At 66.8% G+C, this 23998-nt stretch carries 22 protein-coding genes and 1 pseudogene; 6 read left to right on the forward strand and 17 right to left on the reverse strand.

The genetic code is table 11. The features are described 5' to 3' along the window. The first annotated feature begins 131 nt into the window (after positions 1–131). Complete coding sequence (locus tag A5784_RS33020) at positions 132–566, forward strand: Rv2576c family protein (RefSeq protein ID WP_197514969.1); 435 nt, start codon at positions 132–134, stop codon at positions 564–566. 84 nt (positions 567–650) lie between these two features. Next, entirely contained in the window at positions 651–1703 is a 1053-nt protein-coding gene (locus A5784_RS33025; protein ID WP_064949083.1) for a class I SAM-dependent methyltransferase, read from the forward strand. Positions 1704–1904: 201 nt separating this feature from the next. Here the strand turns inward: A5784_RS33025 and A5784_RS33030 are convergent, their stop codons facing one another. The 5 genes from A5784_RS33030 to A5784_RS33050 are packed head-to-tail and all read right to left on the reverse strand — an operon-like array spanning position 1905 to position 7756. Further along, positions 1905–2723, reverse strand: coding sequence for an alpha/beta fold hydrolase (locus tag A5784_RS33030; RefSeq protein WP_064949084.1), 819 nt, complete (start codon positions 2721–2723; stop codon positions 1905–1907). Further along, complete coding sequence (locus A5784_RS33035; protein WP_064949085.1) at positions 2720–4360, reverse strand: fumarate hydratase; 1641 nt, start codon at positions 4358–4360, stop codon at positions 2720–2722. Before A5784_RS33035 ends, A5784_RS33030 begins: the two co-directional genes overlap by 4 nt. Beyond that, positions 4357–5703, reverse strand: coding sequence for an amidase (locus tag A5784_RS33040; RefSeq protein WP_064949086.1), 1347 nt, complete (start codon positions 5701–5703; stop codon positions 4357–4359). The genes A5784_RS33035 and A5784_RS33040 overlap by 4 nt, the downstream gene beginning before the upstream one ends. Position 5704: 1 nt before the next feature. Next, positions 5705–6835 (reverse strand): hypothetical protein, encoded by a 1131-nt coding sequence (locus A5784_RS33045; RefSeq protein WP_064949087.1) that lies wholly within the window; start codon positions 6833–6835, stop codon positions 5705–5707. Positions 6836–6844: 9 nt separating this feature from the next. Beyond that, the gene (locus tag A5784_RS33050) at positions 6845–7756 is read right to left on the reverse strand and encodes a nitrilase family protein (RefSeq protein WP_064949088.1); all 912 of its coding nucleotides are present in this window, start codon (positions 7754–7756) and stop codon (positions 6845–6847) included. A gap of 167 nt (positions 7757–7923) precedes the next feature. Between A5784_RS33050 and A5784_RS33055 the strand changes: the two genes are divergently transcribed. Together A5784_RS33055 and A5784_RS33060 are read left to right on the forward strand one after the other, a co-directional pair. Then, a complete protein-coding gene (locus A5784_RS33055; RefSeq protein ID WP_064949089.1) occupies positions 7924–8958 on the forward strand; it encodes a LacI family DNA-binding transcriptional regulator in 1035 nt (344 codons plus the stop codon). A 54-nt stretch (positions 8959–9012) separates the two neighbouring features. Continuing rightward, positions 9013–10026 (forward strand): Rv2578c family radical SAM protein, encoded by a 1014-nt coding sequence (locus tag A5784_RS33060; RefSeq protein ID WP_064949172.1) that lies wholly within the window; start codon positions 9013–9015, stop codon positions 10024–10026. Here the strand turns inward: A5784_RS33060 and A5784_RS33065 are convergent. From A5784_RS33065 to A5784_RS33090, 6 genes are all read right to left on the reverse strand, one after another. Beyond that, positions 10023–10916, reverse strand: a complete 894-nt coding sequence (locus A5784_RS33065) for a haloalkane dehalogenase (RefSeq protein ID WP_064949090.1) — start codon at positions 10914–10916, stop codon at positions 10023–10025. The two genes, A5784_RS33060 and A5784_RS33065, sit on opposite strands and share 4 nt — an antisense overlap. Next, positions 10903–11520: a TetR/AcrR family transcriptional regulator gene (locus A5784_RS33070; RefSeq protein WP_197514965.1), complete on the reverse strand. Its 618-nt coding sequence runs from the start codon at positions 11518–11520 to the stop codon at positions 10903–10905. Before A5784_RS33070 ends, A5784_RS33065 begins: the two co-directional genes overlap by 14 nt. A 58-nt stretch (positions 11521–11578) precedes the next feature. Beyond that, positions 11579–12013 carry an SRPBCC family protein gene (locus tag A5784_RS33075; protein ID WP_064949092.1) on the reverse strand — a complete coding sequence of 145 codons (435 nt, stop codon included), beginning with the start codon at positions 12011–12013 and terminating at the stop codon, positions 11579–11581. A gap of 140 nt (positions 12014–12153) precedes the next feature. Then, on the reverse strand, positions 12154–13407 hold the full coding sequence (locus A5784_RS33080) for an acyl-CoA dehydrogenase family protein (RefSeq protein ID WP_064949093.1): 1254 nt from the start codon (positions 13405–13407) through the stop codon (positions 12154–12156). Positions 13408–13432: 25 nt separating this feature from the next. Continuing rightward, positions 13433–14548 (reverse strand): acyl-CoA dehydrogenase family protein, encoded by a 1116-nt coding sequence (locus A5784_RS33085; protein WP_064949094.1) that lies wholly within the window; start codon positions 14546–14548, stop codon positions 13433–13435. After that, a complete protein-coding gene (locus A5784_RS33090; protein ID WP_064949095.1) occupies positions 14548–15777 on the reverse strand; it encodes an amidohydrolase family protein in 1230 nt (409 codons plus the stop codon). The genes A5784_RS33085 and A5784_RS33090 overlap by 1 nt, the downstream gene beginning before the upstream one ends. Positions 15778–16033: 256 nt before the next feature. On the opposite strand from A5784_RS33090, the gene A5784_RS33095 reads away from it, so the two are divergent. Together A5784_RS33095 and A5784_RS33100 are read left to right on the forward strand one after the other, a co-directional pair. Next, complete coding sequence (locus A5784_RS33095) at positions 16034–16879, forward strand: LLM class flavin-dependent oxidoreductase (RefSeq protein WP_064949096.1); 846 nt, start codon at positions 16034–16036, stop codon at positions 16877–16879. Then, positions 16876–17751, forward strand: a complete 876-nt coding sequence (locus A5784_RS33100) for an acyl-CoA thioesterase (protein WP_064949097.1) — start codon at positions 16876–16878, stop codon at positions 17749–17751. Before A5784_RS33095 ends, A5784_RS33100 begins: the two co-directional genes overlap by 4 nt. A gap of 110 nt (positions 17752–17861) precedes the next feature. On the opposite strand, the gene A5784_RS33105 is transcribed toward A5784_RS33100, so the two are convergent. The 6 genes and pseudogenes from A5784_RS33105 to ypfJ all read right to left on the reverse strand — a co-directional run bounded on the left by A5784_RS33105 (position 17862) and on the right by ypfJ (position 23931). After that, complete coding sequence (locus A5784_RS33105) at positions 17862–18683, reverse strand: mycofactocin-coupled SDR family oxidoreductase (protein WP_064949098.1); 822 nt, start codon at positions 18681–18683, stop codon at positions 17862–17864. Continuing rightward, positions 18680–20263 (reverse strand): flavin-containing monooxygenase, encoded by a 1584-nt coding sequence (locus tag A5784_RS33110; protein WP_064949099.1) that lies wholly within the window; start codon positions 20261–20263, stop codon positions 18680–18682. Before A5784_RS33110 ends, A5784_RS33105 begins: the two co-directional genes overlap by 4 nt. Continuing rightward, positions 20260–20850 carry a TetR/AcrR family transcriptional regulator gene (locus tag A5784_RS33115; RefSeq protein WP_064949100.1) on the reverse strand — a complete coding sequence of 197 codons (591 nt, stop codon included), beginning with the start codon at positions 20848–20850 and terminating at the stop codon, positions 20260–20262. The genes A5784_RS33110 and A5784_RS33115 overlap by 4 nt, the downstream gene beginning before the upstream one ends. Positions 20851–20882: 32 nt before the next feature. Beyond that, a pseudogene (locus A5784_RS33120) lies at positions 20883–21408 on the reverse strand (DinB family protein). After that, complete coding sequence (locus A5784_RS33125) at positions 21405–23048, reverse strand: DUF885 domain-containing protein (RefSeq protein WP_064949101.1); 1644 nt, start codon at positions 23046–23048, stop codon at positions 21405–21407. The pseudogene A5784_RS33120 and the gene A5784_RS33125 overlap by 4 nt, the downstream one beginning before the upstream one ends. Next, entirely contained in the window at positions 23041–23931 is an 891-nt protein-coding gene (gene ypfJ / locus A5784_RS33130) for a KPN_02809 family neutral zinc metallopeptidase (protein ID WP_064949102.1), read from the reverse strand. The genes A5784_RS33125 and ypfJ overlap by 8 nt, the downstream gene beginning before the upstream one ends. Positions 23932–23998 lie beyond the last annotated feature (67 nt).

Genomic DNA, 23998 nt, shown 5'->3' on the forward strand with positions numbered 1-23998 from the left:
GAAATTAGGAGCGGCTTGTTACCCGGCGATGACGGTCATGTTCCCGGCGTGAACAGTTTTGTGAACCCGTCCATCTCCTGTGAAGCTGTCACATCTGTAACAACCCGGTAGCGTGCCTCGATATGAGGAACATGCGAAACGTGACGAGCAGGGTCGGAGCCGCGTTGGCGGTCGCGGCAGCATCTATTGCGGTGGGGCAGACAGTCGGAACTTCGGTGGCGAACGCCGATCCGGCAGCCGGTCACCAGGTCCGTTACACGCTCACGTCGGGTGCTCCCTACGATTTCGACCTCTACTACCTGGCGACCCAGCCGCCGAACAAAGACGTCTACAACGCCGATCCGTACAAGTACCTGCAGAAGGCTTCGGTGAACGTCGGGCCGGACAACCCCTGGGTGTTCGACACCACGCTGGCCGACCCACAGTGGGCGATCTTCACGATCAGCAGCACCACGCACGGCGGCCGTGAGGCTCCCAACGCGCACTGCGAAATCTCCGTCGACGGCCAGATCGCCACCCAGAACGATCATCCCTACAGCCCGCGTTGCCAGCTCGGCCAGTGGTAGTTCGCCACTAGCTCCTGGGTCGCCTGCGGGGGTACTTTCAACCTGCACGCAGTTGGTGCGCGGCCGCAGGCGAAGGAGCTTACGATGGCCGTCGACGAGGGCAAACTCAACGCATTTCTGGGTCAGGCGGTCGGCGATCTCGGCGCCGCGATGAGCGCCATTCTGGTACTGATCGGTGACGAGCTCGGACTGTATGCGGCGCTCGCCCGGGAACGGCTCACGTCCGGCCAACTGGCCGAGCGCACCGGGACCAGCGAACGCTACATTCGGGAGTGGCTGGGCAATCAGTGCGCGGGCGGATACGTCGATTACGACGGCGACACCGACACGTACCACCTCAACGACGAGCAGGCGTTGTGCCTGGCCAATCCTGACGGCCCGGTCGATCTGCCCGGCGGCTACTCGGTCATCGAGGACTTGTTCCACATCAAGGATCGGGCCATCGAGAACTTTCGAACCGGCGGCGGCATGGAGTGGGGTGAACACCATCCCTGCCTGTTCCGCGGCACCGAACGGTTCTTCCGGGCCGGGTACAAGGCGAATCTGCTGGCATCGTGGCTCCCTGCGCTCGACGGCGTTGTCGAGAAGCTCGAATCCGGTGGTCGGGCCGCCGACGTGGGGTGCGGGCACGGCGTCACCACAATCCTTATGGCACAGGCATTTCCGAGTTCGCAGTTTGTCGGCATCGACTACCACGGTCCCTCCGTCGCGACCGCGCGGAAGCGCGCTGACGAGGCCGGCGTCGGCAATGTGAGCTTCGAAGTGGCTGATGCGACCACGTATCTGGGCGACGACTACGACCTGATCGCGTTCTTCGACTGCCTGCACGACATGGCCGACCCATCCGGTGCCGCGCGGCACGCGCGGCAGGCGCTCAAGCCCGACGGTCACTGCCTGCTGGTCGAACCGTTCGCGGGGGACAGCCTGGCGGAGAATCTCAATCCGGTCGGCAGGGTGTTCTACGGGGCGTCCTCACTGGTCTGCGTGCCCGTGTCACTCGCGCAAAAGGGCCCCGCCTTGGGTGCGCAGGCCGGCGAGCGCCGATTGGCCGAGGTGATGGTGAACGACGGCGGGTTCACGCGATTCCGCCGTGCTGCGCAGACGCCGTTCAATCTGGTTTTCGAGGCGCGCCCGTAGCGGCACGCCCGTAGCGGTTTGACAAATGGCTCGAACAGTTGTTCGATAGAAGGCATGCGACAGAACGGGTTTCACCGGCTGTCGCGGCCTGCTTCGTACCGTCGCATCACCCTTCGGTGGCTCGGTACGGATCGACTGGGCGAGCCGCCCACGGCGGGCGCCGGTGCCGTACCCGAAACCGCGGCACCGGCGCACCCAGCGTTAGCTGTCGCCCTCTGCTTCCCTGACCGCCGCCGCGATGGCGCCGGCGAGTTCCGCTGGGGCTTCCACATGCGCCAGATGCCCCTGTCCGGGCAATCGGATGACGCGGGCCTGCGGTAGTGCGTCGGCAAAGGGTGCGAACGCCGTCCCGTATGGAGCCGCGTTCTCGTTGCGTGCCCCGAGGATCAGCGCGACCGGGATGTCCAGGTGGCCATAGTCTTTCAATGACGGCTGGTAGGTGTTGATCGCGGCCAGTTCCGCACCCAACGGCTCGGCGAGTTGCCGTAGTACCGGCCATGCCGGGGTTTGTCGCAGTTCTGCCACGTAGCCCTCGGAGAATCCGGAGACGTCGGTGTTGACCAGTTCGACGGCGCGGTCCAGATCACCGGCGGCTGTGGCGGCCAGGATGGGTTCGACCGCGTCCGGGGCAAACGGCGCGCCGACCGGCTCGTAGGCCGTCACCGATCGGACCGCCGGGTACCCGAGCGCTGCTTCCAAAGCGATGAGCGCGCCGTAACTCCAGCCCACGAGATGCACCGCGCCGAGCGAGTCGATCGTGTGCCACAGATCGTCGATCTCGACCTGCACCGAATAGTCCGCTCCCAGTCCGCCGCTCGGGTACCGGCCGCGCCGGTTGAGCGTGACCACGGGATTCGGCAGGTCGATCGCGGCGACGACGGGGCGCCAGCTGGCCGCGTCGGCCATGACGCCGGGCACGACGAGTAGTGGTGTGCCCCGGCCGGGACGGATCTCGGCGGCCAGCGTGGTTCCGCCGCGCTCCATGGTGAATGGCCGGGTGTCCGGTTCAACGAAAGTCATTGTGGCGCAGGTCCGATCGTCAGTAGGGTGCGGTTGTCTCGCTGGTAGAAGTCGTTGCCTTTGTCGTCGATGACGATGAATGCCGGGAAATTTTCGACGCGGATCTTCAGCACGGCCTCCATGCCCAGTTCACCGTATTCGAGCGTCTCGATCGAGGTGATGCAGTCGTGGGCGAGGCGGGCGGCGGGCCCACCGATCGACCCCAGGTAGAAGCCGCCGTATACCTGGCAGGACCGCCGCACCGCGTCGGAGCGGTTCCCCTTGGCGAGCATCACCAGCGATCCGCCTGCGGCCTGGAACTGCTCGACGTAGGAATCCATGCGCCCGGCGGTCGTCGGCCCGAACGAACCGGATGGGTAGCCCTCCGGTCTCTTGGCGGGCCCTGCGTAGTACACGGGGTGACGACGCAGATACTCCGGCAACGGTTCACCCGCGTCGAGGCGCTCGCGGATCTTGGCATGTGCCAGATCGCGTGCGACCACCATGGTTCCGCTCAGTGATAGCCGGGTGCCGACCGGATGACCGGACAACTGGGCGCGGGTGTGGTCCAGGGATTGGTCGAGGTCGATCCGGATGACGTCGCCACCGGATTCCAGTGTGGCGTCCGGCAGGAACTGCGCCGGGTCGGTTTCGAGCTGTTCGAGGAAAACGCCGTCACGCGTGATTTTTCCGAGGATATGCCGGTCCGCCGCACACGAAACGGCCAGTGCGATGGGCAGGGAACCACCGTGGCGGGGCAGCCGGACCACCCGGACGTCGTGGCAGAAGTACTTGCCGCCGAATTGCGCACCGATTCCCAGATGCCGGGTGGCTGTGAGGATCTGCTGTTCGAAGTCGAGATCGCGAAAACCGTTACCTGCCAATGATCCTGAGGTAGGCAGGGCGTCGAGGTACTGCGCGGAGGCGAGTTTCGCGGTCTTGAGCGCGAATTCGGCGCTGGTGCCTCCGATCACGACTGCCAGGTGGTAGGGCGGGCACGCCGAGGTGCCGATCTCCGCAGCGCGGGCGACGATGAACTCCAGCAGGTCCGCCGGGTTGAGCAGTGCCGGGGTCTGCTGGAACAGGAAGCTCTTGTTGGCGCTGCCACAGCCTTTCGCCATGAACAGGAAGCGGTAGGCGTCGTCACCGTCGGCGTGGATCTCGATCTGGGCCGGCAGATTGGACCCGGTGTTGCGCTCGTCGAACATCGACAGCGGCGCGAGCTGCGAGTAACGCAGGTTCAGCGTCGTGTACGCACGGGCGATGCCCCGCGACAGATGCTCGGCGTCGCGCCCGTCGGTCAGGACGTGTCGTCCGCGCCAAGCATGCACGATGGCGGTTCCGGTGTCTTGGCACATCGGCAACACCCCCGCGGCGGCGATGTTCGCGTTGCGCAGCAGCTCGGCGGCGACGTAGCGATCGTTGGGCGAGGACTCCGGATCGTCGAGGATCGCCGCGACCTGACGAAGATGGCTGGTACGCAACAGATGTGACACGTCGCGGTACGCCTCGAACGCCAATTGTTCCAGGGCGGCGGGGGAGACGTACAGAAATTCTCGGCTGGCCGCACCCACGACGTCGAGGGGTTCGGTGTCGAGTCTGCGGTAGTCGGTGTCGTCGGGCCCGGTGGGCAGCAGTGGCGTGTAATCGATGCTCATGACCGTTCGATTCGGGAGGCCAGCTCGAACAGCAGATTTTCGTTGCCGGGCGTGGCGATGAGCTGCACGCCTACCGGAAGGCCCGTGACAGTGCCCGCGGGCACGCTCAGTGCGGGATGGCCGGTGAGATTCCACGGGCAGGTCAAGGACAACAGTGCCGAGCGCACTTCGACTGCGCGGCCGTCGATTTCGTGCGCCCGCTGATCGAGGTCGGTGGCCACCGTCGGGGCGGTCGGCATCGCGAGCACGTCGAATCTGTCGAACAGCTTCGCGGCCGCAGCCCGCAACGTGTCGCGCTGCCGGCCGGCCCGCACGTATTGCCAGGCCGGGGTGTCGCGTCCGCGCGTCAGGCGCTCGACCACTTCGGCGTCGATGGCGTGCTCCTGCCCGGCCAGATCGTCGACATGTTCGGCATAGGCCTCGCTGGACTGCAGGACGCTCAGCACCGAGAACACCTCGCCCGCCGAGAACGGCAGCCCGGCGGTGCCGTCGACCATGATGCCTGCCCGCTCGAGGGCGTCGCGCACGCAGGCGACGATCGCAGGGTCACACGGGCCGAAGCACTCCGGATCGAGCCAACCGACGCGCACCGCGTCGTCGTTCGGCGGCACCCGGTGACCGGCCATGACGGCGTAGGCCTCCGCCGCGCCGAACACTGTGGTCGCGAAAACCCCGACATGGTCCAGGGATGCCGCCAGCGGGCGGACCCCCGCGGTGGGGATCGCACGGTACGCGGGTTTGAAGCCGATCACGCCGCACAGCGCGGCGGGGACGCGTACCGAGCCTGCGGTGTCGGTGCCGACGGCGAGCGGCACCATGCCCGCGGCGGTGGCGACGGCGCTGCCGCCACTCGAGCCGCCACTGATTTTGTTGACATCCCATGGGTTTCGGGAAGGTCCATGCGCGGAGCGGTCACCGGTGGCCCCGTAGGCGAACTCGTGCAGCACGTTCTTGCCGACGATCACCGCACCGGCGGCGCGTAGCCTGCGGACGCATTCGGCATCGGCTTCCGCGAGGCGGGGGCGCACCAGAGAACCCGATGTGGTGGCCTGACCGGCCACGTCGACGAGATCTTTGACCGACACCGGGATGCCGTGCAGCGCACCGCGGTCGCATCCTTCGCCGCGCTCACGATCGGCGTCGCGCGCCGCAGTGCGGGCCCCTTCGGCGTCAACCGCGGTAAAGGCGTTGAGAATCGGGTTGAGCCGGGCGATCGCCGCCAGGCTCTGCTCGACGAGTTCCGCGCTCGTGGTGCGACCGGCGCGGAGGTCCGCCGCCAATGAGCGGATGTCGCGGTCACGGAAGTAGCCGTCGAACACGGCTGGGTCGGCTATATCGGTCATGTCAGATTCCTGGAAGTAGTTGCAGGGCAGGGACGATCGATGCGGTGGCGACCGCCATGGCGGCCACGTTCCCGATGAAGGGATGAAAGTCGGCGGGCAGTCGTGCCGAGATGGCCGCGGCCAGCGGCGGGCTGAGCACCGCGCCGAGTACGGCACCGGCCAGCACCGAAACCACGCTGCCGCCGTACGCCAGCACGCAGGCCGGGGCGACGGATACGACCGGCACGAAGGTCGGATAGAACGGCCGACGGGCCCAACACCCGCGCCACACCGTCACCGCGACCAAGGCAGTGACCGCCTGGGCGGCCAGAATCTGTGGCAGCAGCCCGGATCCATAGGCCGGGGCGCCTGGGCTCAGCAGGTAGGCGACGAGCGCACCTGCTATCAACCCCAGGCTCGCCCACTCGCTGCCGAAGAACTGCGCTTCGGAGAAGTCGGCGAGGCTGCGACGCAAAACCCAGACGGGACCCCGCTTTTCGGTCGACGGGGTCGGCGGCGGTTCGACGGGGCGGCGCAGGTGCAGCGGCGCGGGCAGCCAAGGCAGGTGGCGGCACACCGTGAAGGCGATCACCGCCGCCAACGCCATGCCTGCCGTCACACCCACCACCGGAGCGACCCCAAGTCTCGGGCAGATGACGCTCGCACCGAGCACCGACAGCCCCGGTGTGATGAGCCCGCCGAGTACCCCGCCGGTGAGCACCGTCGGGATGTCAGGGCCGAACATCAACACGATCGTCGGGGAGACCGACACGAACGGCGCGAACAGCGGCTGCCAGGTGCCCGGTGACAGGGTCCAGCCCCACACGAGCACACTGACGGCTACGCCGAGCAGGGCGCTGGCCAGCATCGGGACCCAAATCCCCGAGCCGCAGGCCTGGGCGAAACCTTGTGCATGCCGCCGTCGGCTCTGCAACCGATGTGCGAGTGCACCGCCGGCGAGCAGGCCCAGACCTGAGAGTGCGCTGCTGTAGAAGTTGGGTTCGCTTGCTGCAGAGGCGATTACGTTGAGCAGCGGGGCTGCGGCCCGCAGGCTGCCGCTCCACAGCAGAACGGCGACGAGGCAGACGGCGGCGATGAGCGGCCACAGGGGAAGTGAGCCGCTTCGGGACTGTGTGGACGGCGCAGATGTCATGGCGCAGCCTTACCGGGGCAGCGCCGAGCCGCCGCGGTAACCGAGGAGCTGATCGTAGAGATCGGTGCGCCGGTCGCGGTGCAGGTCGTTGAACTGATTCCAGATCGGGGCGCCGCGCGAGGCCGTGACATCGATGTCTGCGTAGAGGATCGTGTCTTCGTCCGGCCCGGCGATGCGGTCGATCGGCCAGCCGTTGGTCCCAGCAATGAGGGAGTTGCCCATGAAGCCTGACGTTCGTTCGGTGCCGATCCGGTCTGCGGTCGCGATGAAGACGTTGTTGACGTGTGCGGCCGTCATGGTCAGGTAGGCGGCCATGCAGGTGCCGCTCGCGTCGTAGAGGGGTGGCGGTGTCCAGACCCAGCCGGTCGGGATGCAGATGATGTCGGCGCCCTGTTGTGCGACGATCCGGGCGGTCTCCGGGAACCAGATGTCCCAGCAGACCAGCAGGCCGATCCTGCCGATGCGGGTCGGAAACACCGGGAACCCGAGGTCGCCGGGGGAGAAGAACAGCTTCTCCTCGTTCCACAGATGAGTCTTGCGGTACTTGCCGACGTAGCCGTCCGGTCCGACCAGGACCGCGGTGTCGAAGAGCTCGACCCCGTCGATTTCGGGCAGACACCCGACGATGTACACGTCGTGGGCGGCGGCGAACTCCACCCAGCCGGCGACCGTCGCACCCGAGGGCACCGGCTCTGCGTGGGCGTAGGCCTCTTCCCGGGATTCGAAGGTGTAGCCGGTCGTCGCCAGTTCGGGCAGCACGATGAGGTCGGCGCCCTCAGCTACCGCTGCGTTGAGGCGTTCGTAGACGGCTTCGGAGTTGGCCTTCAGGTTGTCCACCCCGACCTGGGGGTTGAACTGCACGACGGCCACCCGCACGGGGCTGTACCGGTGATCGGTGGATGAGGCGTTCTGATCAGGCATTACGCGTCCTTGTCCCATTGTTGACGGAGTCGAGTCGAGAAACTCGACACGTCCGGCCCATTTGCCCGAACGTTCGGGCCGAACGTTCGGGCTATACTGCTCCGTGTTGCCTGCCACTGTCAAGGGCCGGCCGCACGACTTTGTTTCAGCAAACGAGAAAGAGTGACGTGGGGAAGTCGAAACAGGCCACGCTGCAGTCGATCGCCGATGACCTCGGCCTGCATGTTTCGACGGTTGCGCGAGTGCTCAACGGCATGCGGGCAGGCGAGCGTGCAGCATCGGGCGCCACCGCCGAACGGATCCGTCAACGTGCGGCCGAGGTGAACTACCGCTCGAATCCGCACGCGGCCAGCCTGCGGACCAAGCGCACCAACCTGGTGGGCGTGCTGGTCCCGAGGCTCAGCGACGTCGTGCTCGCCACGGTCTACGAGGGCATCGAATCCGCTGCGGCCGAGCGGGGGTTGACGGCGTTCGTCGCAAACACTCAGGACGAACCCGACCGCCAGCGCATGCGGATCGAGATGATGCTGGACCGCCGGGTCGATGGGCTGATCCTCGGCGACGCGCGGGCCGACGACCACGCCGTCCTCGAAGAGCTGACCACCCGTGAGGTCCCCTTCGTGTTGGTGAACCGCAGCGTCGCCGACTACCCTGCGGCAACCTGTGACAACTACCTCGGCGGCCGGTTGGCGGCCGAACACCTCCTCGAGCTGGGGCACCGACGAGTGGGTGTCATCGCCGGCCTGGCGCACGCAAGCACCGGAATCGACCGGCCCGCAGGCTTTGTCGATCGCTTCCGCGAGGCGGGCATCGACGTCCCTGCGGACAATATCGTGTTTTCGGGCCTGGACAGTCAGGGCGGCCATGCCGCTGCCGACCGCATGCTCGCCACCGCGTCGCCGCCGACCGCGCTCTTCGCGGTCAACGATTTCGCTGCCATCGGCGCCGCCGGCGCGGTCCGGGCTCACGGACTGCGCGTCGGCGAGGACGTGTCCCTGATCGGCTTCAACAACATCGCGCTCACCGCCGAGATGCACGTCCCGTTGACCTCGGTCGAGTCACATGCGTTCGACATGGGGTGCGATGCCGTACAACTGCTGGCCGACGCGCTCGCCGGCCGGCCGGCGGGTCAGCGGCGCACGAAACCCGTTCTGGTGGTGCGGAAGTCGACGGCCGACGTGAGGTGTTCCAGCCTGGCGTGACACGGTCCGTCCGCGGTCCTTGACATTCGAGTCGAACGGATGTTCGATGGGCGGATGCGTTGGGACGGGCAGGGGGTGCGCGTCGACGACGGCGCGCTACCCGGCCTGCAACGGCTGGGGTTCGTGCGTAGCGTACGCACCCCGCAGTTCGACGGCATCACCTTCCACGAGGTGTTGTGCAAATCAGCGCTGAACAAGATTCCCGCGGCCTCGGCGCTGCCGTTTCGCTACACCGTCAACGGTTACCGGGGGTGCTCGCACGCCTGCCGGTACTGTTTCGCGCGCCCGACGCACGAGTACCTCGACTTCGACTGCGGCCTGGATTTCGACACCCAGGTCGTGGTCAAGACCAACGTGGTCGAGGTGTTGCGCCGTGAGCTCCGCCGCCGTTCGTGGACGCGCGAGGCCGTCGCGCTCGGCACCAACACCGATCCGTATCAGCGGGCCGAAGGACGGTACGCGTTGATGCCGGGAATTATTGGTGCACTGGCGGATTCCGGGACACCCTTCTCGATACTGACCAAGGGCACGTTGCTGCGGCGGGACCTGTCGCTGGTCGCCGACGCGGCCCACAACGGCCCGGGAGCCAGTGTGGCCATCTCGCTGGCGGTGGGGGATCCGGACCTGCATCGTGACGTCGAACCCGGCACGCCGTCGCCGCAGGCGCGGCTGGCCCTGATCTCGGCCGTGCGCGACGCGGGGCTGGGCTGCCACGTGATGGTGGCGCCGGTACTGCCGTACCTGACGGACTCCGCAGACCAGCTCGACGCGTTGCTCAGCCAGATCGCGGCGGCAGGCGCGACCGGGGCGACGGTGTTCGGCCTTCATCTGCGCGGATCGAACCGCGGTTGGTTCATGCAGTGGCTGCAACAGTCGCACCCCGAACTCGTACCCGAATACGAGCGGTTGTACGGGCGCAGGGCCTACCTGCCGCAGGACTACCGCACCGCGCTGCGTGCCCGGATCGCGCCGCTGCTCACGCGCTACGGGCTGACAGGCAGGGCGCCCACGGCTCCGGCCGCGGCCATATCCGAGGCGCCGACGCCGGCGCAGCCGACCTTGTTCTAGGGGGCCAGCGTGCGCACGAATTCGGCGATGGCGGAACCGATCTCGTCGGGACTGTCCTCCTGGATGAAATGGGAACCGGCAACGGTCACTTCGGTCTGGTTGGGCCATGTCCGGGCGAAGTCGCGGATGCGTCCGCGCATGATGGCGCCGGGCTCGGCGTTGATGAACAGCTTCGGGGTGTCACTGGCCGCAAGCCAGGTGCTGTAGTCCTCGACGATGGCCACCACATCGGCCGGTTCGCCCTCGACCGGGATGTTGCGCGGCCACGACAGTGTGGGACGGCGGCCTTCACCCGGTTCGCGGTAGGGCGCGCGGTAGTGGTCCATCTCCGCGTCGGTGAGGGTGCGTCGGATCGCGCCCGGCAGTACCGCTTCGACAAACATGTTGTGCTCCAGCACCATTGACTCGCCGTTGGGGGAGCGGAAGCCTTGGAACACCTCCCGCACCTGGTCGGGCCAGTCCGCCCAGGTCATCGGTGTGGCGATGGCTTCCATGTAGGCGATGCCGGCCACGCGGTCGCGATGCTGGTTGGCCCAGTCGAATCCGAGTGCCGATCCCCAGTCGTGCAACACCAGCACCACGCGGTCGCCGAGGTCGAGGGAGTCCCAGAGCTTGAACAGGTAATCGCGTTGCTCCGCATAGTGATAACTGCCGGGCCCGGAATCGTCGAGTTTGTCCGATCCGCCCATGCCGATGAGATCGCACGCCACCAGCCGGCCAAGCCCTTCCAGATGCGGCATCACGTTGCGCCACAGGTACGACGAGGTGGGGTTGCCGTGCTGGAACACGATGGCCGAGGCGGCGGTGCCGTCGCCCTCATCGATATAGGCCATGCGGCGGCCGTTGATCTCGCGGTACTGCAGCTGCCCGTACGGCTCAGTGCCGGCCATGTGATCCTCCTCGATGTGGTTGGTCCTCCGCGATTTTGGCGGCAGCGGCCTGGGTGCTCCGCAAGATGCGCGCGGAGAACTGCGGGTCGGCGACGGCGCGCGACAGAGTCATCCCGCCGACGCAGAGCGCCATCAGGGCGATGGCCTCGTCGAACCGCTGGTCATCGGCGTCGTCACCGCAGATCGCCCTCAGCGATATCCGTAGTTCGCGTTCGTAGCTGCCGCGGAACTCCTCGGAGCCGCGGGCAGCTTCCGAGCCGACGGCGGCGAACGCGCAGCTGGTGGCCAGATCGTCGCGGTGCGCCGGGGTGAGATAGCGCTTGGCCAACGTGGTCAGGCGGGCCCGCCAAGATTCGCCGTGCGAGGGCTTGATCCAGTGCGGGCGACCGGTGCCGATGGCGTGGCCGAAGGCCGCGCTCGCCAACTCGTCCTTGGTGCTGAAGTGCGAGTAGAAGGCGCCGTGGGTCAGTCCGGCATCGCGCATGACCGCGGCGATCCCGGCCCCGCTCAGTCCTTCTTCGCGGAGTCGGCGCGCGGCGGCATCGAGGATCCGGTCTTGCGACTCGCGCTTGCTCTCGGCACGCTTCGTCGGTGCATTTCGCATGATGCTCATCATGCTAATCACATGATGGGCATCATGTGAAGTGTTTTGTGCAGCAGCTCTAGCGCTCCAGCGCCTTGGCGCAGTTGGCGAGGATGGCCCGAAAGTTCCACGGCAGCAGTCGAGAGCTCACGGCCTCCATCACCTTGCCGCCGCTGCGGGCGGTGTGGGTGTAGGTGGTGAGCCAGTCGACGTGGGTGCCTTCACCGCGTGGCGTGAAAGTCAATGTGCCGCCGTCATGATCGAACGGCGGAAACGAGCCGATGATCAAGTACGAGTAGCTGTTCGGGCGGTCGAAGGCCGTGATCTCCTCGCGAAACCACATACCGGCTCCGGTCACCGCTCGCACCGCACCGACCGCGGGGCCCGGCGAACCGTTCGCCCAGCCCGCCTTGAGCACCAGCGGGGCGGTGCCGATAGCGGCCGGATCGGCCATCCAGTCGAAGACCTGGTCCAGTGGTGCGGCGATCACTCGTTCCACGTGAATGGTGGGCATGAGACATTCCCCCTGGGTCGTGTGGTCCCCACCGTACGCGGCGCACCTGTCGATGCCACCGGGCCGTCACCCGCGAGCAGACGCGGAATCGCCCAAAACTGGTGCGAAAAGCACAAGTCCGCGTCTGCTCGCGAGGAAAATCAGCCTTTGTTGCGCTTGACCTGATTGAACGGCACCCCACGGTCGGCGGCGTACTCCCGCGGAAAACCCAGCACGCGTTCGGCGATCACGTTGCGGGCCATCTCGGAGCTACCGCCGCCCAGCGATCCGGTCTGTCGCGAGAGGAAACGCACGCCGATATCGAGCAAGCGCTCGAGGTCGCCGCCTTCATCCACCACGCCCGCGGTGCCCGCGATGGCCAGCGCGGTGTCGACCTCGAGCTCGGTGGTCTCGGCGTGGAACAGGCGAATCAGGGTTCCCGCGTTCGGAGGCAGCGACCCGTTGGCGATCGACGCCGAAACATGGTCGATGAGTTGCTGTTTCACCGCGCGCCGGACGAGTGCCCGGCCTGCGAGATCCTGCACTCGCGGGTCGTCACCCTGCCCGGTGGCCTCGGCGATACCGATGTAATCCGGCGGCATCTCGTTGGCGTTCTCGGCACCGGTCCCGCTGGCGAATTCCGAACCGCCGCCGACCGCGCGTCGCTCGTGATGCAACTGACGCGACGCGACGGTCCAGCCGTCGTTGACCGCGCCGACCACGGCGTCGTCGCCCAGTTCGAGGCCGTCGAAAAACTCTTCGCAGAACTCCTCGTTGCCGTTGACCTCTTTGATCCGGCGCATCGTGATGCCCGGCGCGTCGAGCGGTACCAGAAACATCGTCAGACCCTCGTGCTTGGGCACCGTCCAGTCGGTGCGGGCCAGCATCAGCCCGTAATCGCCGGCAAACGCGCTGGTGCTCCAGGTCTTGGCGCCGTTGATGATCCACTTGTCGCCGACGCGGTCGGCCCGCGTGATGACCCCTGCCAGGTCGGAACCGCCGTTGGGCTCGCTGAGCAGCTGCACCAGGATCTCGTCGCCGCGGATGGCTGCTGAAATGCGGTCGCGTTTCTGCTGTTCGCTACCCATGTCGAGAATCGTTGCCGCGCAGATCGTGAACGACGGGGTGTTGAGGATCAAGGGCATTTCGTAGCTGCGGCATTCGGTGTTGAACGCCTTCTGGTAGGCGTAGTCCAAGCCGAGACCGCCGTACTCGCGGGGGAAGCAGATGCCTGCGAAGCCGCCATCGTGAAGACGCTTCTGCAGTTCCTTCGCGCGCTCCCACGATGCGGCTTCGGCGCGCACCGAAAACGGCGGATTGTCCGGATCGATGGGCGGCATGTTCTCGGCCAGCCAGGCCCGCGCCCGGGCCGTGAAATCGGCGAGAGACTCCGTGGCGACCGCAGTCTGGGTCATGCTGGTACCTCTCCATAGCTCCCGGTCATTTGCGGCTCAACGCGTACACAGCGCGATGGTGGTCTTCGGGGGAACCGAACATCGCCCGGTTCAGCGCGACCCGTCGCAGATACAGGTGCAGATCGTGTTCCCACGTCACGCCGATGCCGCCGTGCAGCTGCACACAGTCCTGCAGCATCACCGGAGCACGTTCGGCGACATAGGCTTTCGCGACACTGACCAGCTTCGGCGCCTCGGGTGAGCGGGATCCGACGGCCGCCACGGCTGCGGTCGTGGTGGCGCGGCAGGCCTCGAACCACATCTTCATGTCGGCGAAGCGGTGTTTGAGAGCCTGGTAGGACGCCAGTGGCCGGCCGAAGCTGTGCCGATCGAGCAGCCACTGGTTGGTCAGCGCCAGCACGGCGTCCAGGATGCCGACCGTCTCGGCGCACTGCAGCACGAGGGCTACCTGACGCTGCCGTTCGATGATCGCCGCGGTCTGCTCGGCCGTGCCGAGGACCGCGGATGCGGCCACGTCGACGCCCTCGAACTGCGTTCGGGCATAGGTCTTCACGAGGTCGACAGACTTCTGCACTGTGACGCTCACACCTGCGGAGCCGGCAGGTACGACGAATTGGCGCAGCACACCGTCGCATTCGGCGACCACCAGGAACACGTCAGCCTGGGTCCCGGCCTCGACCCGGTCCTTGACACCGTCGATCCGGAAGCCGTTCGCGGTGCGCGTCGCGGTGGTGCCTGCCGCCGCCGGATCGAACGGTCGCCGTGGCTCGTAGACGGCCCAGGAGGCGATCGACTCACCGGAGACCAGGGCCTCGATCAGGTCCTCGTGGCCCTCAGGCGCTTCACAGAGCGCCGCGAGCACCACACTCACCGCATGCAACGGCCCAGGCGCGACGGTGCGACCGGCCTGCTCGGCGACCAATGCGAGGTCGGCCAGTCCGTCACCGGAAACGCTTCCCCCGCCGAGCTCTTCGGGTACCAGCAGACTGGCCCAGCCCAGCTCGGCGGCCCGCCGCCACCAGGTCGAGTGGAACGAGGCGGCGCGGGCATGCAGTTCGCGCACCGTGCCCAGGGACGCTTCCTTGTCCAGGAAGGCCCGGGCCGTCGAGGCGAACAGCAGCTGTTCGGGAATGGCCGTCATCAGGTGAGGACCAGTGCGGGCACGTCGGGTTGGTAGACCACCTTGTTCTCCACGTTGAACAACTCGACCATGTTGCGGCCCATCACCTTTCGAACACCTTCCGCGTCGAGCCCATGGGCTTCGAGGTCGGAGACCAGGTTGATCGGATCGGCCAGCCCCTCCGGATGGGGCCAGTCCGAACCGAAGATCACCCGGTCGATGCCGAGCAGTTCGGACATCTGCTTGAAGTCGTCTTCCCAGAAGGGCGCGACGTACACACAGCGCCGGAACGCCTCGATCGGATCCTCCGGAAACTCCTGCGGCATCTTCGAATACACGTCTTTGAATTGGTAGAAGAGGTAGGGCACCCAGGACGCGCCGTTCTCGATCGACAGCACGCGCAGCTCCGGATTGCGGGTGAACGCACCGTGGCAGACCAGTGCGGCCATGGTGTCCTCGATGGGCCGCTTACCCATCGCCACCATCCGGAACGACGTCGGCTTGAACGGCAGGAATTCGTCAGCGGGCTCCCAGTCGTTGAGGTACTGCGCATATCCGCTGTCGGAGGCGTGCATCGCCACGGGGATGCCGGCTTCGACGCAGGCTTGCCAGAACGGGTCGAACTCTTCGGTGCCGAAGCTGCGGGTTCCGCGGAAGCTGGGCACCGGGGCGGGCCGCACCAGTACCGTCTTGGCGCCGCGCTCCAGGCACCACTGCAACTCCTCCAGCGCGCGGTCGACGATGGGCAACGTGATCACCGGGGTGGAGAAGATGCGGCCCTCGTAGTCGAATTGCCACGTCTCGTACATCCATTCGTTGAGAGCGTGGATGATGTCGTGGATGAGCTCGGGATCATCCTTGAGCCGTTCCTCGACGAGGCTGGCCAGAGTGGGGAACATCAGCGTGTAGTCGAGGCCGAGGCTGTCCATGACCTCAAGGCGCGCTTGCGGATTGCGGAATGCGGGGATGGCCTTCATCGGCTTGCCCATCACCTCGCGGTAGCTCTTGCCGCCACTACCGTGCCGGAAGTACTCCTCTTGCGCGCCGGGCCGGGCCACCACCTCGAAGGTCGGGTTCGGGATGTAGTCGCTGATGTGGTTACGGACCATGATCTTGGTCCGGCCGCGCACGTCGATGTAGTCGATGACGCCCTTGCGCTTGTCCGGCAGGAACTTGGTGAGCGCTTCCTTGGGTTCGTAGAAGTGATTGTCGGCGTCGAACACCGGGTAATCGAGGATGCGCGACGGCATGTTCGCCTCCTGCAAGAGTCATATTCGTCTAAAGCGGTAATGACGTTACCACGTCTAAGTGTCACGTACGAGACACTGGGAACGGCCCGCGATATTCGCTGAAACCTCCAGGTCAGACCGGACTCCGGAGACCCCGCGCGCGGAATACGCAGATGTGGGGCCATTGCGGGATCGCCTTCGGCATGCTGCACTTGCGAGAATGGCATTACCGATTCTGCAGAAGCGATAGGCGTCGTGTGATTACTGTGCTGCAGCGATGATCGAGTGGTTTCTCTTCCTGCCCCAGGTGCGGCTGGGCCTTCCAGACATCGTCGAACGTGCTCGCGTGGCTGATGCCGTCGGATTCGACGGCATCGCCTTCATCGACCATCTGGAGGCTCCCGGTGCGACGCACCAGGACATCTGGGAGGCCATGACCGTGGCGACCTGGGTGGCGGCGCGCACCGAACGTCTGCGGATCGGGCACTTGGTGCTGTGCGACGCCTTCCGGCATCCTGCGGTGCTGGCGAAACAGGCGGTCACGCTGTCGGCGGCCTGCGACGGCAGGTTCGAGCTCGGGCTGGGCTCGGGCTCCTGGCCGCAGGAGTTCACCAGATTCGGGATCGACGGCGCCGACGACGCGGTGACGCGGGTAGCCCGACTCGGCCGCACGCTGGATCTGCTCGGCCAGTACTGGGGTGACGGCGAGGATGCCGCGTTACCCCGGCCGCCGCACCCAATTCCGTTGCTGCTGGGCGGAACCGGCCGTCGCACGATGGAACTCGTACGCGCGCACGCCGACTGGTGGAACATCCCCTCGCACCAACTCGACCGGCTGCCCACGCTGCTGCCCACTGTCGGCTCCGTGCGGGCGTCGTTGCAGCAGATGGTCGGCTTCGCCGGCCGCGGTGCTGACCGGCAGGCGGTCACCGAACGCAGCACCCGGCTGTTCGGGCACCTGGGATCGGGCTTGGTGTGTGGGGACGCCGCTGAACTCATCGAGCATTTCGCAGGCCTGGCCGCCCAGGGCATCGAACGCTTCTACGTGTGGTTCAGCGATTTCGCTGCGCCGCAGACACTTTCCGAATTCGCCGAGACTGTGATCAGAGAGGGAACACTGTGACCACCGAAACGACCCAGTGGACCGTGCAGATGCTGCTGGACCTGTTCGAAGCCGAACCGGCAGGCGAGAATCGCTTCGTCGCCCAGACCGGGCTCGCCGAGGCCGACGAACGTCAGGTGGTGGAGGGTACGCAGATCCTGGCGGCAGCCATCGTCGCTGTCGCCAAACGGTTTCCGGACAAGTCGGTGCGGTCGGTGCACGCCGTGTTCGCCCGGGCCGTGCTGGCCGGGCCGCCGGTCGAACTCGACATCGACGTCATCAGCGAGGGACGCTCCACCGCCACCGCTGTGGTCACCGCATCGCAGAACGGCAAACGCTGCATCACCATCACCGCCTTCACCGATGTGCCGTCGGCCGATGTGGTCCGCCATAACCTGCCCAAGCCCGTGGTCGCGGCTCCGGCGGAGGCGAACGTGTCGCATATGCCGATGGCGGGCCGGGAGCTGCGGCTGGTCGATGTTGTCGACGTCAACAGTCCAGACGAGGTCGGGCCACCGGAGATCTACGCGTGGCTGCGCTACGAGCCGATCCCGGCCCGCGACGATATGGCGAAGGCGCTGATCGCGTATTTCACCGGCCACCTTGGTATTTCGACGACGATGCGAGCCCACGCAGGGATCGGTACCGCGCAGGCGCATCTCACGGTGTCGACTGCACCCATGACCGTCACGGTGAGCTTCCACGAACCGGTCCGCTGGGACGGCTGGCTTCTCTACAGCCATGAGAGCACGCAGGCCGGCGCAGGCATGTCCTACGTGCGTGGGGCCGTGCATACCGAAGGGGGCGAGCTGATCGCATCGTTCAGCCAGGACGGCATGATCCGCCCGCTGCGGACCACCGATACCAGCATCGCGGCGCATTCCCGGCTGTAGTTCCAGAGTTCCTGTGCCGCGAGTTCTTCCGGCCGAGCAGACAGCGCGGTACCCGAAAACCGGCGTGTCGCGTACGCGCGTGTCTGCTCGCGGGGGAAATGCGGCAGGGATCAGATCTTGAGATACCCCTTCTCGGCGGGGATCTGGGCTGCGGTGATCAACGACGATGCATCGCCGGCGAGCCACACGACAATGTCGGATATGTTGTCCGGCGCGATCAGTGACTCCGTCGGCAGCGCGCCGGGGGAGAAGCTGTGGATGTAGTGCGGATGGTCCTGCAGCAGTTGGTACATCGACAGGTCATTGCCCATCGGGGTGTCGGTGCCGTACGGGTGGATAGAATTCACCCGAATGCCGAACTCGCCCAATTCGACTGCCAACGCGTTGGTGAGGCCCACGACGCCGAACTTGCTGGCACAGTAGTGGGCGCAGCCCGGCACGGCCTTGACCCCGGCTGCCGAGCTGACGGTGATGATGGACCCGCCGTTACCCGCCGCGATCATCGCAGGCACGACGGCCTGCATAGTGTGGAACACCCCGGTGAGGTTGATGTCGACGACGTCCTGCCACTGCTGAGCTGAGATCTCCCACAGCCGGCCCCAATTGAGTACCCCCGCATTGGCGACCACGATGTCGAGCCTGCCGAATTGCTCGACCGCATCGGCCACCAGCCGGCGCTGCCCCTCGGCATCACGCACGTCGACCTCTCGGGCCAGTGCCTTGCGGCCCTCCGCTTCGATGAGCGACACGGTCTCGGCGAGGTCGCCCGGCGTGGCAGGGGCATAGCCGTTGGCCTCTGCCACCGGTGCGCAGGCGTCGAGCGCGACGATGTCGGCGCCGGCACGGGCCAGCCGCACGCAGTGTGAACGCCCTTGCCCGCGTGCGGCACCCGTGACGTAGGCGACCCGGCCTGCCAGAGACGTATCGGTCATGCCGGTTGCTCCTCGGATATCGCGGTGTGGACTTTGGTGAATTGATAATCGGACAGCGGCGAGTGCCGGGCGAATTGGCGGGACCCGATGATGGTCTGCGGGCGGTAGTACGGGGTTTCACGCTGCGAGTTGACGAAGTAGGTGTTCAAGCCGGAGGTTGCGGTGTAGTAGAGATGGGCGACCCGGCCGTCACGGTTCATCCGGGCGTTCCACCGGTTGAACGCATCCTGGCTGACCGTGGCGACCTCGGCGCCGCGGTGCCGGGTCTCGTCGATGATCCGTACGGCGTGTGCGGCCATCGTCTCGACGTAGTCCGGCCAGGCGAATCCGACGAAGCCGAGCGGGCCGACGATCTCCCAGCGGTTGGGCAGTCGGGGGTGCGCCGTTCCGGCGTAACTGTGGAGGCCGTGTGCGCGGTAATAGTGGGCAAGGTCGAAGCCGTTGGGACCCAACACAGTATCGGGCCGGTAGGTCTCCGGGTCGATCCACAGCTCGTACCCGGTGGCGAGCACCAGCAGGTCGGCCGGGTGGTCGACACCGTCGACGGTGCGCACGCCGGTGGCGGTGACCCGGTCGATCGGCGTGGTGATCAAGTGGGTGCTCGGATTGTTCAACGCCGGTAGGAACGCACTGGAGATCACCGGTCGCTTGGCCAGAATGCCGTAGCGCGGCACCAGTTTTCGCCGGGTGGCCGGGTCGGTGACGACGGCCCGCAACAGCAACCGGTAGAGCAGCCGCGACCAGCCGTCGTAGAGCGGCATCAGGCGACGCAGCATCGCGTCGGGCAGCCGGGAGAACACGTGCACAATCGGCGCCACCATCAACACGTCCATCGCGAGCCGGCCGGCTGCGTTCACCGCCGGAACCACGCCGGGCACCCGGAACAGCCGCCGCATCCACGGGGTGATGGCAAAGTCGATCTTGGGCAGTACCCACGCCGGGGTGCGTTGATAGACATCGAGATTGGCCGCCTCGGCGGACAGTGCGCCGGTGATCTGCACGCCGGACGAACCCGTCCCGATCACCGCGATCCGCTTGCCGCGGGTGTCGTACGAATCGTCCCAGGCGTTCGGCCGCAGAATCCGGCCGGTGAAATCACCGATCCCGGTGAGGCCGACGGTGTCCTTGGCGTTGATGTAGCCGCCGACGGAACTGATCACGAAGCGTGCCGTGACGGGCGGGCGGCCGCGGATCTGCAAGTGCCACAAGCCTTGCTCGTCGTCCCACTGCTGCCGCGTCACCTCGGCGTCGGCGTGCAGGTGCTCGTAGAGACCGAGTTCGGTGGCGGTGTCACGCAGGTAGCGGTAGATCTCGGGGCCCGGCGCGAAGAATCTGCTCCAGTGCGGGTTAGGGGCGAACGAGAGCTGGTACCACAGCGTCGGGATGTCGACGGCGAGGCCTGGATAGTGGTTGTCGCGCCAGGTGCCGCCGAAGTCGTCGCCGCGCTCGATGATGACGAAATCGTGAATACCCTTCTGACGCAGCAGGTGTGCCGCAGCGATCCCGCCCGGGCCTGCGCCGATGATGGCGACCTCGTAGTCCGGGGCGGGCACGCGAGGAGCAAACGGCGAAGGGCTCATGGCTGTCCTCCGGTGAGGCCGACGACGATATGGTCGGACACGAAACGCCTGACCGCACGCGCACTGTCGAGGTTGACCCCGATCGGCGGGAGCAGTTCGAAGCTCAGCAGTAGCCGCACGATCCACTCGGCGGCCCGGGCGGGTGCGACACCGGCGGCCACCTCGCCGCGCTGCTGGGCGGCGCGGATACGGGGTTTCCACAGCTCGACGGAGCGCCGCATGAGGTCGTCGCCGGTGTTGCGCAGCAGCAGGACGAGGATGCTCTCGTTGAAGCCGACGGTGGCCACAGAGTCGGACAGCTGTCGGTGGGCGCAGATGAGTGCGGCCGCGGAGGCCACCTGATCTGTCAGGGAGTCCTCGCGGTCCAGAGCGGCGGCCATGGTCTCGATGAACGCCGACGCGAGGTGGTCGAGCGCCACCTTGATGGCGTTGTCGCGGCTGCCGAGCGCGTTGTACACGGTGCCGCGGGAGACGCCGGCTGCCTCCGCCACCGCGGTGAGGCTGAATTGTCGTGGACCATAACGCCGTAGCGTGTCAGCGGTGGCTTGCAGCAGGGTGGGGGACACCGACCGGTTTGCTGCGGGCATTTGAACACATTAACGATATGTGTTCAATGTGGTCAATGGCTGACGTCGTGGGCGTGGTGCACGATGTCGTGCAGGTGATACAGCGCAATCGTGGAGACGGTGAACGTGCTGCCGTTGCTGCGCAGGCCGCGCCGCTGCCATGAGCCGTCGGGTACCCGGGCATACAGGTCGGCCACCACGCCGGCCGCCTCGAACAGCTCACCGGCCCACGCGGCTCGGGTCCTGCGACGCGTAGTCGTCGGCGACGGCGGTGGCGTCCTGATCCCAGTTGGGAAACTGCGGATCGTCCTCGGTGAGCATGAGTTCGACGCGGTGGGCGAAGATGCGGTGCACGTCGCGCACGTGGCAGCCGTACTCCAGCGTCGACCATCGGTCCGCTCGGCTCCGAGTGGCGACCCCGGGCCGTTGGAGACGAGGCACCCAGGCCGCGGCGTCGTCACGGATGCGGGCGGCCACCTCGGTGGGCGGCACCGCAGAGGCGTCGAATCCGCACTCCGGACACGGCCGGTTCAGCACCCAGGTCCAGTCCTTGCTGTCAGGCTCGATCGGCTCTGTCATGTCGACAGCGCCGATCGGAGCACGTCGAGCGGAAGACCGCCGAGATCCAGGGCGCGGCTGTGGAACTGCTTGAGCGACGAGCCGGCTCGCAGTGCCTCATCGCGCAGCTGCTGCCAGATGCGTTGACCGATCGCGTACGACGGTGCCTGGCCGGGCCAGCCGAGGTACCGGTCGAGTTCGAACTGCAGATTCTCCGGGGCCATGGCCGAATGTGAGGTGAGGAAGTTCCAGGCCCGCTCGGCGTCCCAGACCGCGCCGTCGGGTGCGGGTAGGCCGCAGTGCACACCGATGTCGATGACGACGCGGGCGGCCCGGAACCGTTGCGCGTCAAGCATGCCCATGCGGTTGCCGGCGTCGTCGAGCCATCCCAGCTCGGCCATCAGCCGCTCGGCGTACAGCGCCCAGCCCTCGCCGTGCCCGGACACCCAGCAGCCCAGCCGGCGCCAGCGGTTGAGCTGATCGGCCAATGCCACGGCGCGACCGATCTGCAGATGGTGCCCGGGAACACCCTCGTGGAAAACGGTGGTGGTCTCCTGCCACGTGTGGAACCGCTCGACACCAGGCGGCACCGACCACCACATCCGGCCCGGGCGGCTGAAATCTTCCGACGGACCCGTGTAGTAGATGCCGCCGGTCTGAGTCGGCGCGATGCGGCATTCCAGGCGGCGCAGCGGCTCGGCGATATCGAAATGCGTGCCCGCAAGCGCGTCCACCGCGCGGTCCGACAGCTCCTGCATCCATGCCTGCAGCGCATCGGTCCCGGTGAGCACGTAGCGCGGTTCGTCATCGAGGCGGTGCAGCGTCTCGGCGACCGTGGCGCCCGGATAGAGTTCCTGGGCGATCGACACCTGTTCGGCCACAACCGCTTCCAGCAGCTCGATACCCCAGGCGTAGGTTTCGTCGAGGTCGACCTGCGCGCCGAGGAATGACCGAGAGAACAGCCGGTAGGCGTCGCGGCCACAGGAATCGTGCGGGCGGGCATGCGGGGCCACATCGTCACGCAGGGTCGCCGCCAGTCGCAGGTAGGCCGCGGCGGCTGCCTCCGCCCCGTCCTGCAATTCCTGGTGCAGCACGGGGTTTCCCAGAGGTGCCCGCGCCGCCATGCCGACGAACAGCTGTCCGATCCGTGCGGCTTGTTCGATACCGCGGGTGATCTGGCGGCCTGCTGGAGCGTGCCCGTCGGCTGCCGCGGTCCGCAGGGCGCGGGCGTACCCGTCGGCGCGGTCGGGAACCTGCGACAGGCGCCGCGAGATGAGTGCCCAATCCTCCTCGGTGTCGGTGGCCATGAGGTCGAACACATCGCGCATCGACTGCAGGGGTGAGGCGATCACGTTCAGCTCACCGAGATCCAGCCCGGCGTCGTTGAGTTCGACGATCACACCGAGCCGCTCGGTCAACGCCGCGATGGTCACCACGTCGACGTCGTCGACCGGCGTGGCTGCGGCGAGCTCGCGCAACGTGGCACGGGCCGCCTCGGCGCGTGCGGTCACGCCGTCGGGAGAGTAGTCGGTGATCTGTGCGTCGTACTCGGCGTCCGGACTCTTGATGCCCAGTTCGGTTGCCGCACAAGGGTCCAACTCTGCGTACGTCTGCAGGTAGCGTTCCGCGACGGCATCGGCCGCGGTCTGTGCCCTAACCAAGGTTGGCCGCAGCGAACGTATCGCACTTCTTGGGGTCACCGGTCTGATAGCCCACGGTGAACCACTTCTGCCGCTGCGCGGACGACCCGTGCGTCCATGTTTCGGGGTTGACCCGGCCCGTCGCCGCCTTCTGGATCCGGTCGTCGCCGACCGACTGCGCCGCCGACAGTGCGTCGGCGATGTCCTTGTCGCTCAACGGCTCCAGGTACGGTACCCCGGTGCTCTCCTGTTTGGTGATCGACGCGTAGTGCGCCCACACCCCGGCGTAGCAGTCGGCCTGCAGTTCCGTGCGTACGCCTGCGCCGGTCGCGCCCTCCGGGTCTTGCTGGGCCCGACCCAGCACACCCAGCAGGTCCTGCACGTGGTGCCCGTACTCGTGGGCTACGACGTATTCCTGCGCCAATGGCCCGCCGCTGGAACCGAATTGGTCGACCAGCACCTGGAAGAAGCCGGTATCGAAGTAGGCGGTCTTGTCCGCCGGGCAGTAGAACGGGCCGACCTCGGTGGTCGCGGGGCCGCAGCCGGTGTTCACCTGATTCGTGAACAGCTTCATGTGCGGCCGCGTGTAGCCCTGGAGCAGTTGCGACCACACGCCGTCGACCGAGTTGCCGGTGGCCACCACGCGGCACTCCACATACTTGTTGGCGTCGGCGCCGGTCTTGCAGTGGCTCAGGTCGATGCCTTGGGTTTGGGCGCCGCCCGTGTCGATTTGCTGTTGCTGCGGCAGGATCGTGCCGGGGTCGATGCCGAGGAACATGGCCACCACGACCACCAGCAAGCCGCCGAGACCACCGCCGATCGCCAAACCACGACCGGGACCACGGCCTCCGCCGCCGGTCGATGTGGTGCTCGTGTCGATCTGCATACCCTCGTTGAAGGTCATCGCGTCGCTCCATCGCAATTCGCCGGTAGGTCGTACTCGACAGCGTGTCCAGCTTGCCACACTAAGA

Source organism: Mycobacterium sp. 852013-50091_SCH5140682, from assembly GCF_001665685.1.
Classification (GTDB): Bacteria; Actinomycetota; Actinomycetes; order Mycobacteriales; family Mycobacteriaceae; genus Mycobacterium.

Bases quoted from the DNA above. Each gene is read 5' to 3' on its own strand.
- A5784_RS33020 (WP_197514969.1), top strand. From the start codon at position 132: ATGCGAAACGTGACGAGCAGGGTCGGAGCCGCGTTGGCGGTCGCGGCA.
- A5784_RS33025 (WP_064949083.1), top strand. From the start codon at position 651: ATGGCCGTCGACGAGGGCAAACTCAACGCATTTCTGGGTCAGGCGGTC.
- A5784_RS33030 (WP_064949084.1), bottom strand. From the start codon at position 2,723: ATGACTTTCGTTGAACCGGACACCCGGCCATTCACCATGGAGCGCGGC.
- A5784_RS33035 (WP_064949085.1), bottom strand. From the start codon at position 4,360: ATGAGCATCGATTACACGCCACTGCTGCCCACCGGGCCCGACGACACC.
- A5784_RS33040 (WP_064949086.1), bottom strand. From the start codon at position 5,703: ATGACCGATATAGCCGACCCAGCCGTGTTCGACGGCTACTTCCGTGAC.
- A5784_RS33045 (WP_064949087.1), bottom strand. From the start codon at position 6,835: ATGACATCTGCGCCGTCCACACAGTCCCGAAGCGGCTCACTTCCCCTG.
- A5784_RS33050 (WP_064949088.1), bottom strand. From the start codon at position 7,756: ATGCCTGATCAGAACGCCTCATCCACCGATCACCGGTACAGCCCCGTG.
- A5784_RS33060 (WP_064949172.1), top strand. From the start codon at position 9,013: ATGCGTTGGGACGGGCAGGGGGTGCGCGTCGACGACGGCGCGCTACCC.
- A5784_RS33065 (WP_064949090.1), bottom strand. From the start codon at position 10,916: ATGGCCGGCACTGAGCCGTACGGGCAGCTGCAGTACCGCGAGATCAAC.
- A5784_RS33070 (WP_197514965.1), bottom strand. From the start codon at position 11,520: ATGCGAAATGCACCGACGAAGCGTGCCGAGAGCAAGCGCGAGTCGCAA.
- A5784_RS33075 (WP_064949092.1), bottom strand. From the start codon at position 12,013: ATGCCCACCATTCACGTGGAACGAGTGATCGCCGCACCACTGGACCAG.
- A5784_RS33080 (WP_064949093.1), bottom strand. From the start codon at position 13,407: ATGACCCAGACTGCGGTCGCCACGGAGTCTCTCGCCGATTTCACGGCC.
- A5784_RS33085 (WP_064949094.1), bottom strand. From the start codon at position 14,548: ATGACGGCCATTCCCGAACAGCTGCTGTTCGCCTCGACGGCCCGGGCC.
- A5784_RS33090 (WP_064949095.1), bottom strand. From the start codon at position 15,777: ATGCCGTCGCGCATCCTCGATTACCCGGTGTTCGACGCCGACAATCAC.
- A5784_RS33095 (WP_064949096.1), top strand. From the start codon at position 16,034: ATGATCGAGTGGTTTCTCTTCCTGCCCCAGGTGCGGCTGGGCCTTCCA.
- A5784_RS33105 (WP_064949098.1), bottom strand. From the start codon at position 18,683: ATGACCGATACGTCTCTGGCAGGCCGGGTCGCCTACGTCACGGGTGCC.
- A5784_RS33110 (WP_064949099.1), bottom strand. From the start codon at position 20,263: ATGAGCCCTTCGCCGTTTGCTCCTCGCGTGCCCGCCCCGGACTACGAG.
- A5784_RS33115 (WP_064949100.1), bottom strand. From the start codon at position 20,850: ATGCCCGCAGCAAACCGGTCGGTGTCCCCCACCCTGCTGCAAGCCACC.
- ypfJ (WP_064949102.1), bottom strand. From the start codon at position 23,931: ATGACCTTCAACGAGGGTATGCAGATCGACACGAGCACCACATCGACC.